We start from the raw sequence: 14,884 nt of genomic DNA, 5'->3' as shown, positions 1-14,884 counted from the left end.
AAGGGGCATCCGTCCCCCCAGTGCATGCGCGGCGCACGTCAGGCCGGTGCGCGCGGCGGGCGGGCGACGACGACGCCCGCGACCACCATCATGCCGCCGATCATCACCATGAGCGAGGGTATCTCGCCGAATAGCAGCGCCGCCAGCGAGGTTCCGACCACGATCTGCAGCAGCAGCACGGTCGATACCAGCCCTGCCGGCAGCCGGCCGAGCGCGACCGTGGTCAGCCCCTGCCCCGCCGCATGCGCCACGAGCCCGAGCCCAACCACCGCCAGCAGCCCCTTCAGGCTCTGCGGCACGATCACCTCATCCGTCGCCACGGCCCAGACCAGGCAGGCAATGGCGCCGGTCGCCGAGGAAATGAAGGAAGCCATACCTCCGCCAAGGCCGACACCCCCGGCCCCGTCATTGCGGCGCAGAGTTCGGGTGACGATCATGTAGCCACCGTAAGAGACCGCCGCGACGACGCAGAACGCATCGCCGATCAGGCTGGTGGCATCCGCGCCATGCGCCCCGGCGCTACGCGAGATGATCAGCGCCGTGCCGACAAGCGCCAGCACCAGCGCCGCCATCAGGCCGCGCGTCGGCCGTTCGCCCAGGCACAGCCAGCCAAAGATCAGTACGAAGACAACGGCAAGATTGCCCAGCAGCAGGGCATTGGCGGTGGTCGTGCGCACCAGGCCGAAATGGAAGGCGATCAGGTCGGCGCCGAAGAACAGCCCCGCGAAGGCCGCGAGGAAGAACTGCCGGACGGTGAACAGGCGCAGCGGGCCCGCCGCCCCCGCCCGACGCCGCCGCGCCTGCCCGACCCGGTATTCGGCATAGGCCCACACGGCGGTGGGACCGAGCGCGAACAGCAGGCGCCAGAAGCCGATCGCCGCCGGGCCGGTATCGGCCAGCCGCACGAAGATCGCGGAGAAGCCGATGCATATCGCCCCCGCGATCGCCGCAAGAAAGGCGTTGCGACGCAGGAGCGCCTCATGAGCCTCCCCCGAGAGCGGCGCGAGGAGATGAAGACTGTCGGTCGCGACCGGAGAGAGGGCGGCGGCGGGGGGCGGAGACATGATGACCTGAGCGATGGAACAGCGCGAGAACGCGGGAACACGGGAGACAGGGAATCCGCCATTGCGGCCCCGGCACCGCGCGACGCGAGAGGATGTACACCCGGCCGAGATATCGCCAAAGCGAGTTTATTTTGTCGTTTCATTCGCAAAAGTGATATGAACGAATGTCGGCGGCGGTGCCGACATAGACCGGACCCACCCGATGCGCCATCTCGACACAGAATCCCTCGGCATGCTGATCGCCATTGTCGACACCGGCGGCTTCACCGCCGCGGCGGAGCGGGTCGGGCGCACGCAGTCGGCGGTGTCGGCGCGGATCGCCCAGCTCGAAGTGAGTCTCGGCGTGCGGCTGCTGGAGCGCTCAAGGCGCGGCATCGCGCTCACAGAAACCGGCGAGCGGCTGGTCGCCCATGCCCGCCGCCTGCTCGCCTTCGAGAGTGAGGCGCTGGCGGATCTGAAGGGCGGCACGCCGGAAGGCAGCGTGCGGCTCGGCATGCCGGACGACTATGTCGACGCCTATTTCACCCCCACCATTGCGCGTCTGGCGGCGGCCTATCCGCGCGTGGAGATTTCCATCCGCTGCGACCTGTCCAAGAATCTGGAGCCGGAGGTCGAGCGCGGGCAGATCGACGTCGCGCTGGTGACGCGCGATCTCACCCGCCCGACCGGGGAACTGCTCAAGAAGGAGAAGCTGCTCTGGCTCGGCGCGCGCGGGCATCGCCCGGAACGCGGCGAGACGCTGCCGCTCGCCCTCTTCCCCACCGGCTGCCGGGCGCGCCCGCATATCGCCGCGGCGCTCGACAAGGCCGGTCGCAGCTGGCGTGTCGCCTGCACGTCGTCCTCGCATAGCGGCATCTATGCGGCGGTGGAGACCGGGCTGTGCATCACCGCGCTGCCCGAATGCGCCGCCCCGCCGGAATGGCGGCGGCTGGGCCCGGCGGAAGACCTGCCGCCGCTGCCCGACACCGAGGTCGGCCTGCTGATCGCCCCCGCCGCCTCACCGGCCGCGCGGCGCCTGGCCGAAACACTGCGCGCCGCGCTTTCCGTGCCGACGGTCGTCGTCGCGGCGTAGCGGCGTAGCGGCGTAGCGGGTTTATCGCGAAACGGGCCCGGAACAGGTCCGGCGGCGCCCGTCCGGCGGAAAGGATCCCCGTCCACCTGTCGTGCAAAATTCACATGCACGGGAGGTTCTTCCGCGTTAACCGTGCGTCTCATGAGCAATGCGCGAAGCGATGACATGGCGGCCGCAACGCCGCCCCCGGCGGCGGAGCTCGCGCGTCCGGTGGGCACGGCCGGCGAGGTGTTTCTGGCCTTCCTCCGCCTGGGGCTGACCTCCTTCGGCGGACCCGTGGCGCATCTCGGCTATTTCCGCGACGACCTCGTCAAGCGGCGGCAATGGCTGACCGAGGACGCCTACGCCACGCTGGTGGCGCTGTGCCAGTTTCTGCCGGGTCCGGCTTCCAGCCAGGTCGGCATGGCGATTGGCCTGATGCGTGCCGGGCTTGCCGGCATGGCGGCGGCCTGGATCGGCTTCACCCTGCCTTCCGCGCTGCTCATGCTCGCCGTCGCGTATGGCATCACCACAACGGCCGGCATGGCCGCGGGCTGGCTTGCCGGGCTCAAGATCGCGGCCGTCGCGATCGTCGCCGACGCCGTGCTCGGCATGGCGCGCAACCTGTGCCCGGACCGCGCGCGGCGCACCATCGCGCTCATCGCCGCCGCGGCTGCTGCGAGCGTGCCCGGCGCGGTGGGGCAGATCGGCGTGATCGCGGCCGGCGCGCTGGCGGGGCTCGCCTTTCTCACACCCGACGCGACGCCCGGCCGCCTGCCGGCTCACGCGCCGGCCGGCCACCTGCCCGGCCGGAACGCCTCGATCATCGCACTGCTGGTCTTCGCGGGGCTGCTGGTGCTGCTGCCGCTGCTGGCGAAGGCGACGGGCAATGGCGGCATAAGTCTCGTCGACACGCTCTATCGCGCCGGCGCGCTGGTGTTCGGTGGCGGCCATGTCGTGCTGCCGCTGATCGAGGCGGAGCTGGTGCATCCCGGCGGCCTGACGCGTCAGACCTTCCTCGCCGGCTATGGCGCGGCGCAGGCGATGCCGGGGCCGCTCTTCTCCTTCGCCGCCTTTGTCGGCGCCGCCATGCCGGGCGCGCCGAACGGCGTGACGGGCGGGCTCATCGCCCTCGTTGCCGCGTTCCTGCCCTCGGCGCTGCTGGTTTATGGCGCGCTGCGGTTCTGGACAGCGCTGGCGGCCGACCGCCGGGTGCGCAGCGCCATGACCGGGGTCAACGCCGCCGTGGTCGGCCTGCTGGGCGCGGCGTTCTGGGATCCGGTGGTGACATCGAGCATCAGTTCGGGGCGCAGCTTCGCGCTCGCGCTCCTCGCCTATCTCGCGCTGGCGCTGTGGCGCGTGCCGGCCTGGGCCGTGGTGGCCGGCGCCGCGCTGGCCGGGGGCCTGCTGCTGTGATCAGCCGCGCGTGATCTTGAACGGCGAGAAGGACTGGCAGGTCGCGAAAGGCTGGATGCGGTTGATATTGACGTGGCGCGGCACCGATGTGACGAAGAATACCTGCTCGGCAATATCCTCGGCCGTCAGCGGCTGGGTATTGGCGTAGATGCCGCCCGACTTTTCCGAATCGCCATGGAAGCGCACCAGCGAGAACTCGGTCTCGACGAGGCCGGGCTCGATATTGGTGACGCGCACCCGCGTGCCCGCGAGATCGGCGATGAGGTTGAGCGCGAACTGCTTCACGAAGGCCTTGGTGGCGCCGTAGACGTTGCCGCCGGGATAGGGATAGTCGCCGGCAACGGAGCCGGTGAACACCACATGCCCCTCGCCCCGCTCGACCATGCCGGGCAGCGTCGCCCGCACCGTGTAGAGCAGGCCCTTGATATTGGTGTCGACCATCTCCTCCCAGTCGTCGAGGCTCGCCGCGTGCGCCGGTTCGAGGCCGAGCGCGAGGCCGGCATTGGCGAACACCACGTTGATGTTGCGGAAGCTCTCCGGCAGCTTGTCCAGAGCCGCGCCCAGCGCGACCCTGTCGCGCACGTCGACCTCGAGGGGGTGGAAATTCGCGCCCAGTTCGTCGCGCAGCGCGATCAGCCGCTCGGTCCGCCGACCCGTTCCCACGACCCGCGCGCCGGCAAGGACATAGCGCCGCGCCGTGGCCGCGCCGATACCGGATGTGGCGCCGGTGATGAGCACGATGAACGTCGAGGGATCCAGCATCTGGTACACGGGCGGTTCCTATTCCAGTGTTTGGCGAGCGCAGCCTGTTGCATCGCACATAGCCTGTCGTCATGCTGGCGTCCATGCGCGCGACGCGATCGACATTACCGGCGCGCCCGTGGGCGGGTAAGGCCACTCGTGCGAGGCTCGCGGAGCCTCGTCCGGGGCTGGTCCGAGGTTATTGACGAGGTGACGGTCCGTTAAGGATTTGTTGAGCATAAAAAGAGTCGTGGATGGCTGCGGGCTGCCGCCACGGCAGGGTCACGCTCACGCCACGATCCTTGACGACACAGATATATCCGCTGCACGGCCTGCCGGCGCGGCGATCCAAGGGGCAAGGGCTCGCGCGCCGCGCGGGCAGGAGTGACAGGTCGATGCGGTTCCAGACCTTCGTGGCAACGGCCAGCATGGCGGTTCTCCTTGGCGGTTGCAGCACGACGCTAGACGGTTTCGGGGGCGCCCAGGCGACAGCCTCGGCCGATCCCAGCCCGATCACTCCCGCTCCCTCCGGTTCCATCGTCAGCGCCCCCGTCCCTGCGCTGGAAGGCACCTATGGCGCCACCGCGGCAACCGCGGCGGCCGCCGTCACCCCGCGCGCGGCGGCGACCCCGGTCGCGCTCTCGCCGCCCGCCGCCACGGCGCCCGGCGGCGTCGCCTATGCCGAGCCCGGCGCGGCGCGCACCCAGCTGGCCGGCGTGTGGAATTTCGCCTGGGACAGCGGCCAGAAGACCTGCAAGGTCACGCTTTCCACCACGCGCGGCATGTCCGGCTTCGCCGCCAATGCCGATGTGGGTTGCCCGAACGACATCTTCATGACCAAGGGCTGGGACGTCTGGGGCAACGACATCGTGCTGCAGAACCATCTCGGCAAGGTCACGGCCCGGCTGCAGCCCGCCGGCGCCGGTCAGTATGACGGTGCGACCACGGCGGACGGCTCGAAGATCAGCCTCACCCGCTCCTGAGCGACGGGATCGATCCAGTCATTCCGGATGGATTGCACGCCATTTCACGTAAGCATTTCCCCCGATCCACGGTGACTTACGCATCGTGATGACCGCATCTGTCATGCGGACGTGAAAAATTCTTCTCATAATTGAAATAGATTTCCGTCGACTTCGTATTCCATCGGATTGCGAAGTGATTGCGCTGTGAGAACTTGGCAACAGCTGCCCGTCACATTGTCGGGAACAGGCAAATAGTTCGTGCGTTAAAGGGCGGAGCGGTTCATTCTGCCCATCGGAAAAGCTGATTGATTCGCTCGTACGATAAGAGGGGGTTGTGATGCTGCAGGCAGCGACGATGACCAGACAGTCCAGCTCCGCACCGACCACGCCCCTGGGAGCCACGCCGCTTGGAGCGGCTACTTCCGTGTCCGCCATGCGCGAGGCGGACCCGACGCGTCCGATGTTTGCCCGGCGCGATGCCCCTTCGATCGCCCACCTCATGACCCAGATGCTGGATCTCACTCGTCCCGGCAGTGATGCCGAGGCGCTGCGGCTGCTGCGTCAGGCTTTTCCTGCCGCGCCGCTGACCGCGCGCGTCGAGGCCATGGCCCGGCGCGCCCGCTGATTGCCTCGGCGTCCGGCGAAAGGCCGCTCGTGCCCCGCCGATGAGGTCCTGTTCCGGCTTCAGGCCTCACGGCCCGGTTGAGCCGAGATCAGTTCAACTGGTTCGGTTGCCGAGGCTCTTCCTGCGGCTCGGGCTTGATCTCATCGCGGTGCGGCCCCTCGGACCGGGCCGGCTCCGTGGCGCCTGCCCGCTGGCGCGCATCATGGTCGCGTGCCAGCCGCGCATAGCGCATCGCCGAGAAGGGCAGCGAGGCGAGATAGGCGATGCACAGCACCGACAGCGTCGCCCACGGCCACGTGACCAGCACGGCGACGAATAGCACGACGCAGACGAAGAGCGGAATGACCTGATCGCGCGGAATGCGCGAGCCAAACCGCTTGCCCGACCAGGCCGGCAGCTTGGAGGCCATCAGCAGTGCGATGGCGAAACAGTAGAACGCCGCCACCGCCGGCGAGGCGATGAGCCGCGGCAGGCCGATCAGTTCGAGATAGACCGGCAGCAGCACGCAGATAGCCCCGGCCGGCGCGGGCACGCCGGTGAAGAAATCCGAGGCGAAGGCCGGCTTGTTGGGATCTTCCAGCATCACGTTGAAGCGCGCCAGACGCAGCGCCGCGCAGATGGCGAAGGCCAGCGCGGCGATCCAGCCGATCGAGCCGAGCGATTCCAGCCCCCACATGTAGAGCACCAGCCCCGGCGCCACGCCGAAACAGACGAAATCCGACAGGCTGTCCAGTTCCGCACCGAAGCGCGAGGTGCCCTGCAGCATGCGCGCGAGCCGCCCGTCCATGCCATCCAGCACGGCGGCGAGCACGATGGCGCCGAGCGCCAGTTCCATGCGCCCCTCGATCGCCATGCGGATGCCGGTGAGGCCGGCGCAGAGAGCCAGCAGGGTGACGAGGTTGGGCAGCAGCAGCCGCAGCGGCACCGCCTGGAAGCGGCGGCGGCGCGGCCCCGGCTCGTCCGGCTCGAAGGATTGGAACAGGTCGGACATCTCGTGCCTCGCAGCGCTTCGGTTCAGTCGATGCGGAAGGTCGGCTCAGGGCCGAAGGCCTCGCGATCGGCGAGGACGGTTTCGCCCGCAATGGCGCGCTGCCCCTCGGCCACCAGCGCCCGCGTGCCGGCCGGCAGATAGACATCGACGCGCGAGCCGAAGCGGATCAGGCCGAATCGCTCGCCCGGCGCGAGACTGTCGCCCTCGCGCACGAAGCTGACGATGCGCCGGGCCACCATGCCGGCGATCTGCACCACGCCGACCGCGCCGATGGCGGTGTCGAGCACCATGCCGGAGCGTTCATTGTCCTCGCTGGCCTTGTCGAGATCGGCCGAGAGGAACTTGCCGGGCCGATAGGCGATGCGCGTGATGCGGCCGGCCAGCGGCGCCCGGTTCACATGGACATCGAACACGTTCATGAAGATGCAGATGCGCGGCAGCGGCACATCGCCGAGCCCGAGTTCGGCCGGCGGCACGGCCGGGCCTATGAGGCACACGCGCCCGTCGGCCGGCGAGACGATCAGCCCCTCGCGCACCGGCGTCACCCGCTCGGGATCGCGGAAGAAGTAGCAGATCCACACCGTGATCAGCACGGCGATCCAGCCGAGCGGGGGAAACAGCCACAGGAACAGGACGGACGCTGCCGCGCCGATCAGGATGAACGGGTACCCCTCGCGGTGAACGGGCACGAGGCCGCTGCGGATCGAGTCGATGACGGACATTCGGCGCTGTTCCTGAGATCTTCCGCCCGTTCGCGGGCCCCTGAGAGGTAGGGCGGCGCGCCCGCGCCGTCAAATGCCATGCGCCGGAACCGGGCGCATGACGGCCCTTCGGTCACGCCGCATCGCTGGCGGTGGCGGGCTCGGCGGAGGCCCCGAGCGTCGGCTCCACCACTTCCCCGGCGGCTTTCAGCGTCTCGCGGGCCCGCTCGGCCTCGCGCTGGCGCTCCCACATGGAGTGATACAGGCCATGCCGGAGCATCAGCGCGGCATGGGTGCCGCGCTCGGCGATGCGTCCCTGCTCCAGCACGATGATCTCGTCGGCGCCGACCACGGTGGACAGGCGATGCGCGATGACCAGCGTGGTGCGCCCGCGCGACACGCGCTCCAGCGCGTCCTGAATCTCGCGCTCGGTATGGCTGTCGAGCGCCGAGGTCGCCTCGTCGAGGATGAGAATCGGCGGGTTCTTGAGGATGGTGCGGGCGATGGCGACGCGCTGCTTCTCGCCGCCGGAGAGTTTCAGCCCGCGCTCGCCCACCTCGGTGGCATAGCCCTTCGGCGTGCGCCGCACGAAGCCGTCGATCTGGGCGAGTTCGGCGGCGCTCTGCACGTCCTCCTCGCTCGCCTGCGGGCGGCCGTAGCGGATATTATAGGCCAGCGTGTCGTTGAACAGCACCGTATCCTGCGGCACCATGCCGATCGCGGCGCGCAGGCTCTCCTGCGACACCTCGCGCAGATCCTGCCCATCGATGGAGATGCGGCCGGCATTCACGTCATAGAACCGGAACAGCAGGCGCGACAGGGTCGACTTGCCCGCCCCCGACGGGCCGACAATGGCGACGGTGCGCCCGGCCGGCACGTCGAAGCTGATGCCCTTGAGGATCTCCCGGTCGGGATCATAGGAGAAGCGCACGTCCTCGAACCGCACATGCCCGCCCTTGATCGCGAGGGCGCGCGCGGCCGGCGCGTCGCGGATTTCCGGCGGCCGGGCGAGGATGGCGAACATCGCCTCGATATCGATGAGCGACTGCTTGATCTCGCGATAGATCATGCCGAGGAAGTTCAGCGGCTGGTAGAGCTGGATCATCATGGCATTGACCATGACGAAGGAGCCCACCGACTGCCGTCCGGCGCGGATGTCGAAGACGCACAGCACCATCACCGCGGTGAGGCCGAGCGTGAAGATCGCCGCCTGCCCGGCGTTCAGCCAGGCCAGCGAGGTATCGGTGCGGATCGAGGCCCGTTCGAACCGGGCCATGGAGCGGTCATAGCGATCCGCCTCCCATTTCTCGGCGCCGAAATACTTCACCGTCTCGTAGTTGAGCAGACTGTCGACCGCCTTGGCATTGGCGTCCGTATCACTCTCGTTCATCGCCGCGCGGATGCCCATGCGGAATTCGGTCATCAGGAAGGTGAAGATCGTGTAGGCGACGATCATGGCGATGGCGGCCAGCACATAGCGCCAGTCGAACTGCCAGAGCAGCACGCCGATCACCATCGCGAATTCGAGGATGGTCGGCGCGAGGTGCAGCACCAGCATGCGCACGATGGTCTCGATGCCCTCGCGCGCGCGCTCCAGTACCCGCGTCAGGCCGCCGGTCTTGCGCTCCAGGTGGAAGCGCAGCGACAGCGCGTGCATGTGCTGGAAGGTCTCCAGCGCCAGGCGCCGCACCGCGTTCAGCGCCACCTTGGCGAACAGCCCGTCGCGCCATTGCGTCAGCCCCGCCGTGACGACGCGCGAGAAACCGTAGGTGAGCGTCAGCATCAGCGGCGCCGCGATCAAAAGGCTGATCGCATCGGTCGAGATGTCAGCGCCCTCGCGCATCGCCACCGCGTCGGTCGCCCATTTGAAGAAGAAGGGCGTGGTCATGGTGGCGATCTTGGCGAGCACCAGCAGCAGCAGGCCCCAGGCGACGCGCGCGCGCAGATCCGCCCGGTCGACCGGCCAGAGATAGGGCCACAGCCCCTTCAGGGCGACCAGCAGGCTGCCGCGCGGGTTGATCTCCGAGGCCTTGGTCGGGCGCGTCGGCGCCGTCCCGCCATCCGATGGGGGCATGAGACTTCCAGTTCGACTTATGGCTCGGACCTTGTGGCCCGAATTCCCGATTTATTGTCGTTCTCGCACAGGCTCGTTCAGATAGGCGTCGAAGGGCTCGAAACCAAGGCGTCGGCACGCGGTGCAGGGTTGCGCTGCCCGTCTTCCAGCGCCGCGAACAGCCCGCCGACCTGCCCCGCCAGCACGGCGAGCGTCTCGCGGTCGAGGCAATAGCAGGAGCGCGGCCCCTCGATGGTGCCGGTGATGAGCCCGGCTTCCTTGAGCACTTTCAGGTGCTGCGACACGGTGGACTGCGCGAGGGTGAGCCCGCGCACGATCTCGCCACACTGGCAGCGATCCGCCGCCGCCAGCGCCCGCACGATCGCCAGCCGCGCCGGATGCGCCAGCGCGCGCAGGCGCAGGGCGAGAAGGTCGTCGTCGGCCATCATCATGCCGATCGTTTATCGTCGATGGACGATGGAGGCAAGGGCGCGACGTTTCCGTTCGCGAGGTCGCCGTCGGCCGCGGGCTGGACGCGTCGGCAAGGGGCGTGCAAAGTCATCGTGCTACCGTCGCGTGCACGGATGCACGTTTCACGCCCCGACACCCGCCCCAATTCTTGCCATCCAGGAATCGCCATGTCCCGCCAGCATGCCAGCCCCGTCCTCATCCGCGACAACCTACCGGCACTATCTCTCGCGCCCGTGACGCTCGGCAGCGGCGATGGCGCGATTTCCGAAGTCGATATCCAGAAGCTGGTGCATGAGCATCCCTCGATGCTGCCGATCGCGGAGGTCGACCCCGCCTTCAAGGGGCCGGTCGCCATCTGCCGGGAGTTGCGCACGCCGGCCGGTTCCATCGACAATTTCCTCATCACGCCGAGCGGGCTTCCGGTGATCGTCGAATGCAAGCTGTGGCGCAACCCGGAAGGGCGCCGCGAGGTGGTCGGCCAGATCCTCGACTATGCCAAGGAACTCAGCCGCTGGACGCAATCGGACATCCAGCGCGAGGTGAATATCCGCCTCGGCACGACCGGGAATGCGTTGCTGGCGAAGGTGCGCGCCGTGGCGCCCGAGGTGGACGAGATCGCGTTCAACGACGCGCTGACCGTCAACCTGCGGCGCGGGCGCTTCCTCTTGCTCATCGTCGGCGATGGCATCCGCGAGGGGGTGGAGGCCATCGCCGAGTATCTGCAACGTCATGCGGGCCTGCATTTTTCCCTGGGGCTGGTGGAACTGCCGTTCTACGCGCTGCCGGACGGCAGCCGGCTGGTGGCGCCGCGCGTCCTCGCGCGGACGGTGAACGTGGTGCGCCACGTCGTAGCGCTGCCGGAGGGGATGGCGATCACCGACAGTGTCGAGGATGACGAAGGCACGGACACGGCCGATCCCGAACTGACCGAGATCGCGGCCAAGCGTCAGCAGTTCTGGAAGGAATTCCTCAGCGTGCTGAAGCTCGATGACCCCGAACAGCGAATTCCCAATCCATCGCGCCAAGGTTATCTCAACTTCATGTTTCCCGCTCCCAACGGAAGCAGCTGGCTGTGCGCCTACCGTGAAATGAAAGATAATCGGGTTGGCGTATTTCTGGCTTCGACACGAGACAGCGTTGGTGAATACGCGGAACAACGCCTCGAAGGTGAATGGAGCGAGATACAGCCTCTTCTCGGCGGCGGCGCAAAAATTCAGGCGGGCACGTATGAGCGCCGTCATATTGGTGACGCTCGCGTATTCGGCGATCTGAACAATTCCGAGATACGCCAGCAGGCGTTCGCCTGGCTCGCCGAGCGCACCAACACCTTCGTCAACGTGCTGCGGCCGCGGGTGAAGTCGGCCGTCGCCGATTACCAAGCCGACCAAAGCGCCTGATATCCGCCGCCCTCGCCGCCCCGCCCTCGCCTCTCGCCGCCCGCTCGTGCATTTCCGATGCACGGCGAGTCTTGTCGACACGCCTATTGCTGTGCACCATGGCGCACATGACAAAGATCAAAAGCGTATGCGTCTATTGCGGCGCGGCTCCGGGGAACGACCCGGTCTATCTCGCCGCGGCGATCGAACTCGGCCGGCTGTTCGCGCATGAGGGGATCCGCCTCATCTATGGCGGGGGCGGCGTGGGGCTGATGGGGGCGACGGCGCGCGCCTGCGCGGAGGCCGGCGGCAAGGTCACGGGCATCATCCCCGATTTCCTGATCGGCAAGGAACAGGCGTTCGAGCACGCGCACGAACTGATCGTCACCCGCGACATGCACGAGCGCAAGCGGCTGATGTTCGAGCGGGCGGACGCCTTCATCGCCCTGCCCGGCGGCATCGGCACGCTGGAGGAGCTGGTCGAGCAACTCACCTGGGTGCAGCTCAACCGTCACGCCAAGCCGGTCATGGTGCTCAACATTGCCGGCTTCTGGGATCCGCTGCTGACGCTGTTCGACCACATGCAGGGGACCGGCTTCGTCAATGTCGGCCGGCCGATCCGCATGCTGGTCGCCCACCATGTGCGGGCCGTGCTGCCCAAGCTCAACGCGGTGGTCGCGCCGCTCGCCGAGGGGGACTTGCACGGCGAGGCCGAGGAGCGTGTTCTCGACCGGATGTGACACGCGCGGCGGGGCATGGCCGGGAGGGCGGCGCCCGGCCCGCCGATCGCCCGCGGCGCGGCCGGGGCGTGTCGAGCCGGGGCCCGCGCGAGACCGCCCTCAGCCGGGCGCCGGCGTCTCGGCGGTGAGCTTCTTTTCCAGCGTCGTGTTGCCGAGCCATTCGCCGCCGCGCTGCACGGTGTTGCGCTGGCGCGCCACATAGCCGCGCGCCTGGAAGAAGGCGAGCGCGGTGTCGCTGGCGTCGACCGTGAGGCTCTTGGCGCCGCGCGCGGTGGCCAGCTTCTCGATCGCCACGCAGAGCAGCGTGGCGACGCCCTCGCCGGCAACCTCCGGGCGGATGTAGAGAAGGTCGATGATCGTGTTCTCGGCCAGCGCGATGAAGCCCACCGGCTCGCCGGCACGCGTCGCCACCAGCGTCAGCCGGTCGGCGAGGCGCTCGGCCAGCGCCTCCTCATCGGCGAAGGCATCCGCCCACGCCTCCTGCTGCCGCTCGTCATAATCCTCGCCCGTGAGTTCGAGAATGGCGGTCATGGCAATGGCGGCGAGCAGCGGCACGTCGCCGGGCAACGCCGGGCGCAGGGCGGCGGCGGGTGCGGCGTTCGCAGGTGCGGCGCTCATCGCCGGGGCTCCCAGCTGGTGGTGCCGTCCTTGTTGTCCTTCAGCGCCACGCCGAGCGCGAGCAGTTCGTCGCGGATGCGGTCGGAAGTCGCCCAGTCGCGATTGCGCCGCGCCTCGATACGCTCGGCCAGCCGGGCCTCGATCTCGGGCGCCGACAGCGCCAGCTCGGGCGCCTGCGCCGCCCGCCACGCCTGCAACGGCCCGGGCGTGAAGCCGAGAAAGGCGAGCGTGCCGGCCAGCGCCTTCTTGCCGGCATGGTCCTTCAGCCCGTGCATCTCGGCAATGGCGCGGGGCGTGTTGAGGTCGTCGGCCAAGGCCTCGAGCACGGCGGGCGCGGGGCGCGGATAGGCATCGTCCGCCGCCGCGTCGAACCATTGCTCGAGCGTGCGGGCGCTCTCCTCCAGCCCCTTCACCGTCCAGTCGATCGGCTGGCGGTAATGGGTCTTGAGCATGTTGAGGCGCAGCACGTCGCCCGGCCAGTCGGCCAGCAACTGGCGGATGGTGACGAAGTTGCCGAGCGATTTCGACATTTTCTCGCCTTCCACCTGCAGGAAGCCGTTATGCATCCAGACCTGGGCCATGATGTTGGTGTGGAAGGCGCAGCGCGACTGCGCCACCTCGTTCTCATGGTGCGGGAAGACCAGGTCGATGCCGCCGCCATGGATGTCGAAGGTCTCGCCGAGATGCTTCCAGCTCATGGCGGAGCACTCGATGTGCCAGCCCGGCCGGCCCGGCGCCTCGATGCCCGCCGGCGAGGGCCAGCCGGGCTCGCCGGGCTTCGAGGGCTTCCACAGCACGAAGTCCATCGCATCCTGCTTGTAGGGCGCCACATCCACCCGCGCGCCCGCCAGCATGTCGTCGAGCGGGCGATGCGAGAGATTGCCGTAATCGGGCATGGAGGGCACGGAGAACAGCACGTGGTTCTCCGCGACATAGGCATGGCCGGAGGCGATGAGCTTCTCGATCAGCTGGCGCATCTCGACGATATGCTCGGTGGCGCGCGGCTCCACATCCGGGTGCAGCACGCCCAGCGCTTCGAGGTCGTCGTGGAATTGCGCCTCGGTGGTGAAGGTCACCTTGCCGATCGCCTCGTTGAGGTCGAGGCCGGGAAATTCCTGCGCCGCGCGCGCGTTGATCTTGTCGTCCACGTCGGTGATGTTGCGCACATATTTGACGTGGTCCGCGCCATAGAGATGGCGCAGCAACCGGTAGAGAATATCGAACACGATCACCGGGCGCGCATTGCCGATATGCGCGAAATCATAGACCGTCGGGCCGCAGACATACATGCGCACCGCCGCCGGATCCAAGGGAGCGAAACCCTCCTTGGCGCGCGTGAGCGTGTTGTACAGCTTCAGTTCGGGGAGCCCCGACGCAGAATTGCCCGACATGTGTCCATTTCTCCACACGCCCCCGTTTACAGGGGGCGACGCCGCGTCTGTCGTCGCTTTGGCGCGCCGCGTCAAGCGGAGCGGGCCAAAAGGCGCGGCGCGGCGGCGGCGCACCATTACCGGGCTGCGGTTGACGGGTTCCGGGCGGCCGGATTATTTCCCCGCGCCTTGGTGGCGGATCGCGCCGCTGATGAATCGTTAAGGGTCGCTTCAAACCTTTTCGCCACATTCGCGTTAAGCGATCGGAGGCCCTCGGGCATCCTGTCGCCGCGTTTCCGCCACACCACAACCCCAGTTCGTATCATGCGCCCCGCTTTGCGTTTTCGTGCCGCCCCGCTCCGCCTCGCCCTGGCGGCCGCGCTTCTCGCCCTCGCCCCGGCCGCGGCCAGCGCGGGAACGGCGCCCGAGATCTTCACCGTGGATACGTCGGAAGGCTACGGGATCGATGCCTGCCTCGCCTCCGGCGCCAGCTGCGGGCAGGGCATCGCCGATGCCTGGTGCCGTGTGCATGATTTCGAGCGCGCGGTCAGCTTCGGCAAGGTGAAGAGCGACGCCACGCCGCTCGCCGCCGCCGGCAAGAGCCTGCGCACCGCCTGCACCGGCAATTCCTGTCCGGACACGGTCGCCATCACCTGCCAGTGAACGCCGTCACGGCAGCCTGAGAAACGCGGACGGGGCCGG

General features: G+C 68.3%; 14 protein-coding genes and 1 pseudogene. 7 read left to right on the top strand and 8 right to left on the bottom strand.

Going from position 1 to position 14,884, the window contains the following annotated elements; all coding sequences use genetic code 11:
• Positions 1 to 38: 38 nt before the first annotated feature.
• Positions 39 to 1,064: a DMT family transporter gene (locus QOZ99_RS04330; protein ID WP_306888718.1), complete on the bottom strand. Its 1,026-nt coding sequence runs from the start codon at positions 1,062 to 1,064 to the stop codon at positions 39 to 41.
• A gap of 202 nt (positions 1,065 to 1,266) precedes the next feature.
• Here QOZ99_RS04330 and QOZ99_RS04325 point away from each other — a divergent pair, with 202 nt between their 5' ends.
• Together QOZ99_RS04325 and chrA are read left to right on the top strand one after the other, a co-directional pair.
• The gene (locus QOZ99_RS04325; protein WP_306888717.1) at positions 1,267 to 2,136 is read left to right on the top strand and encodes a LysR substrate-binding domain-containing protein; all 870 of its coding nucleotides are present in this window, start codon (positions 1,267 to 1,269) and stop codon (positions 2,134 to 2,136) included.
• 165 nt (positions 2,137 to 2,301) lie between these two features.
• The gene (gene chrA, locus QOZ99_RS04320; protein WP_306888716.1) at positions 2,302 to 3,531 is read left to right on the top strand and encodes a chromate efflux transporter; all 1,230 of its coding nucleotides are present in this window, start codon (positions 2,302 to 2,304) and stop codon (positions 3,529 to 3,531) included.
• On the opposite strand, the gene QOZ99_RS04315 is transcribed toward chrA, so the two are convergent.
• The gene (locus QOZ99_RS04315) at positions 3,532 to 4,302 is read right to left on the bottom strand and encodes an SDR family NAD(P)-dependent oxidoreductase (protein ID WP_306888715.1); all 771 of its coding nucleotides are present in this window, start codon (positions 4,300 to 4,302) and stop codon (positions 3,532 to 3,534) included.
• A 365-nt stretch (positions 4,303 to 4,667) separates the two neighbouring features.
• Between QOZ99_RS04315 and QOZ99_RS04310 the strand changes: the two genes are divergently transcribed.
• On the top strand, positions 4,668 to 5,255 hold the full coding sequence (locus tag QOZ99_RS04310) for a protease inhibitor Inh/omp19 family protein (protein ID WP_306888714.1): 588 nt from the start codon (positions 4,668 to 4,670) through the stop codon (positions 5,253 to 5,255).
• Positions 5,256 to 5,670: 415 nt separating this feature from the next.
• Positions 5,671 to 5,862: a transferase gene (locus QOZ99_RS04305; RefSeq protein ID WP_306888978.1), complete on the top strand. Its 192-nt coding sequence runs from the start codon at positions 5,671 to 5,673 to the stop codon at positions 5,860 to 5,862.
• Between the two features lie 88 nt (positions 5,863 to 5,950).
• On the opposite strand, the gene pssA is transcribed toward QOZ99_RS04305, so the two are convergent.
• The 4 genes and pseudogenes from pssA to QOZ99_RS04285 all read right to left on the bottom strand — a co-directional run bounded on the left by pssA (position 5,951) and on the right by QOZ99_RS04285 (position 10,059).
• Positions 5,951 to 6,853, bottom strand: coding sequence for a CDP-diacylglycerol--serine O-phosphatidyltransferase (gene pssA / locus QOZ99_RS04300; protein WP_306888713.1), 903 nt, complete (start codon positions 6,851 to 6,853; stop codon positions 5,951 to 5,953).
• Between the two features lie 23 nt (positions 6,854 to 6,876).
• Positions 6,877 to 7,578: pseudogene (locus QOZ99_RS04295) on the bottom strand (phosphatidylserine decarboxylase); the annotation flags it as partial.
• Positions 7,579 to 7,687: 109 nt separating this feature from the next.
• Positions 7,688 to 9,628 carry an ABCB family ABC transporter ATP-binding protein/permease gene (locus QOZ99_RS04290; protein ID WP_306888712.1) on the bottom strand — a complete coding sequence of 647 codons (1,941 nt, stop codon included), beginning with the start codon at positions 9,626 to 9,628 and terminating at the stop codon, positions 7,688 to 7,690.
• Between the two features lie 77 nt (positions 9,629 to 9,705).
• Positions 9,706 to 10,059, bottom strand: a complete 354-nt coding sequence (locus QOZ99_RS04285) for an ArsR/SmtB family transcription factor (RefSeq protein WP_306888711.1) — start codon at positions 10,057 to 10,059, stop codon at positions 9,706 to 9,708.
• A 186-nt stretch (positions 10,060 to 10,245) separates the two neighbouring features.
• Between QOZ99_RS04285 and QOZ99_RS04280 the strand changes: the two genes are divergently transcribed.
• Together QOZ99_RS04280 and QOZ99_RS04275 are read left to right on the top strand one after the other, a co-directional pair.
• Positions 10,246 to 11,475 carry a PDDEXK family nuclease gene (locus QOZ99_RS04280; RefSeq protein ID WP_306888710.1) on the top strand — a complete coding sequence of 410 codons (1,230 nt, stop codon included), beginning with the start codon at positions 10,246 to 10,248 and terminating at the stop codon, positions 11,473 to 11,475.
• Between the two features lie 107 nt (positions 11,476 to 11,582).
• Complete coding sequence (locus tag QOZ99_RS04275; protein ID WP_306888709.1) at positions 11,583 to 12,194, top strand: LOG family protein; 612 nt, start codon at positions 11,583 to 11,585, stop codon at positions 12,192 to 12,194.
• A gap of 99 nt (positions 12,195 to 12,293) precedes the next feature.
• Here QOZ99_RS04275 and QOZ99_RS04270 read toward each other — a convergent pair whose 3' ends face one another.
• Both QOZ99_RS04270 and cysS read right to left on the bottom strand, forming a co-directional pair.
• Positions 12,294 to 12,812: a GNAT family N-acetyltransferase gene (locus QOZ99_RS04270; RefSeq protein ID WP_306888708.1), complete on the bottom strand. Its 519-nt coding sequence runs from the start codon at positions 12,810 to 12,812 to the stop codon at positions 12,294 to 12,296.
• Entirely contained in the window at positions 12,809 to 14,203 is a 1,395-nt protein-coding gene (cysS, locus tag QOZ99_RS04265) for a cysteine--tRNA ligase (protein WP_306888707.1), read from the bottom strand. Before cysS ends, QOZ99_RS04270 begins: the two co-directional genes overlap by 4 nt.
• Before the next feature lie 303 nt (positions 14,204 to 14,506).
• Here cysS and QOZ99_RS04260 point away from each other — a divergent pair, with 303 nt between their 5' ends.
• Positions 14,507 to 14,845: a hypothetical protein gene (locus QOZ99_RS04260; protein WP_306888706.1), complete on the top strand. Its 339-nt coding sequence runs from the start codon at positions 14,507 to 14,509 to the stop codon at positions 14,843 to 14,845.
• The last annotated feature ends 39 nt before the right edge of the window (positions 14,846 to 14,884 follow it).

The sequence above is a fragment of the Ancylobacter amanitiformis genome (genome assembly GCF_030814815.1).
Classification (GTDB): domain Bacteria; phylum Pseudomonadota; class Alphaproteobacteria; order Rhizobiales; family Xanthobacteraceae; genus Ancylobacter; species Ancylobacter amanitiformis.
This window is presented reverse-complemented; position numbering and strand designations above follow the sequence as displayed.

Coding starts and splice junctions, on each gene's coding strand:
- pssA (WP_306888713.1), bottom strand. CDS start 6,853: ATGTCCGACCTGTTCCAATCCTTCGAGCCGGACGAGCCGGGGCCGCGC.
- QOZ99_RS04280 (WP_306888710.1), top strand. CDS start 10,246: ATGTCCCGCCAGCATGCCAGCCCCGTCCTCATCCGCGACAACCTACCG.
- chrA (WP_306888716.1), top strand. CDS start 2,302: ATGGCGGCCGCAACGCCGCCCCCGGCGGCGGAGCTCGCGCGTCCGGTG.
- QOZ99_RS04305 (WP_306888978.1), top strand. CDS start 5,671: ATGCGCGAGGCGGACCCGACGCGTCCGATGTTTGCCCGGCGCGATGCC.
- QOZ99_RS04290 (WP_306888712.1), bottom strand. CDS start 9,628: ATGCCCCCATCGGATGGCGGGACGGCGCCGACGCGCCCGACCAAGGCC.
- QOZ99_RS04285 (WP_306888711.1), bottom strand. CDS start 10,059: ATGATGATGGCCGACGACGACCTTCTCGCCCTGCGCCTGCGCGCGCTG.
- QOZ99_RS04330 (WP_306888718.1), bottom strand. CDS start 1,064: ATGTCTCCGCCCCCCGCCGCCGCCCTCTCTCCGGTCGCGACCGACAGT.
- QOZ99_RS04310 (WP_306888714.1), top strand. CDS start 4,668: ATGCGGTTCCAGACCTTCGTGGCAACGGCCAGCATGGCGGTTCTCCTT.
- cysS (WP_306888707.1), bottom strand. CDS start 14,203: ATGTCGGGCAATTCTGCGTCGGGGCTCCCCGAACTGAAGCTGTACAAC.
- QOZ99_RS04275 (WP_306888709.1), top strand. CDS start 11,583: ATGACAAAGATCAAAAGCGTATGCGTCTATTGCGGCGCGGCTCCGGGG.
- QOZ99_RS04325 (WP_306888717.1), top strand. CDS start 1,267: ATGCGCCATCTCGACACAGAATCCCTCGGCATGCTGATCGCCATTGTC.
- QOZ99_RS04270 (WP_306888708.1), bottom strand. CDS start 12,812: ATGAGCGCCGCACCTGCGAACGCCGCACCCGCCGCCGCCCTGCGCCCG.
- QOZ99_RS04260 (WP_306888706.1), top strand. CDS start 14,507: ATGCGCCCCGCTTTGCGTTTTCGTGCCGCCCCGCTCCGCCTCGCCCTG.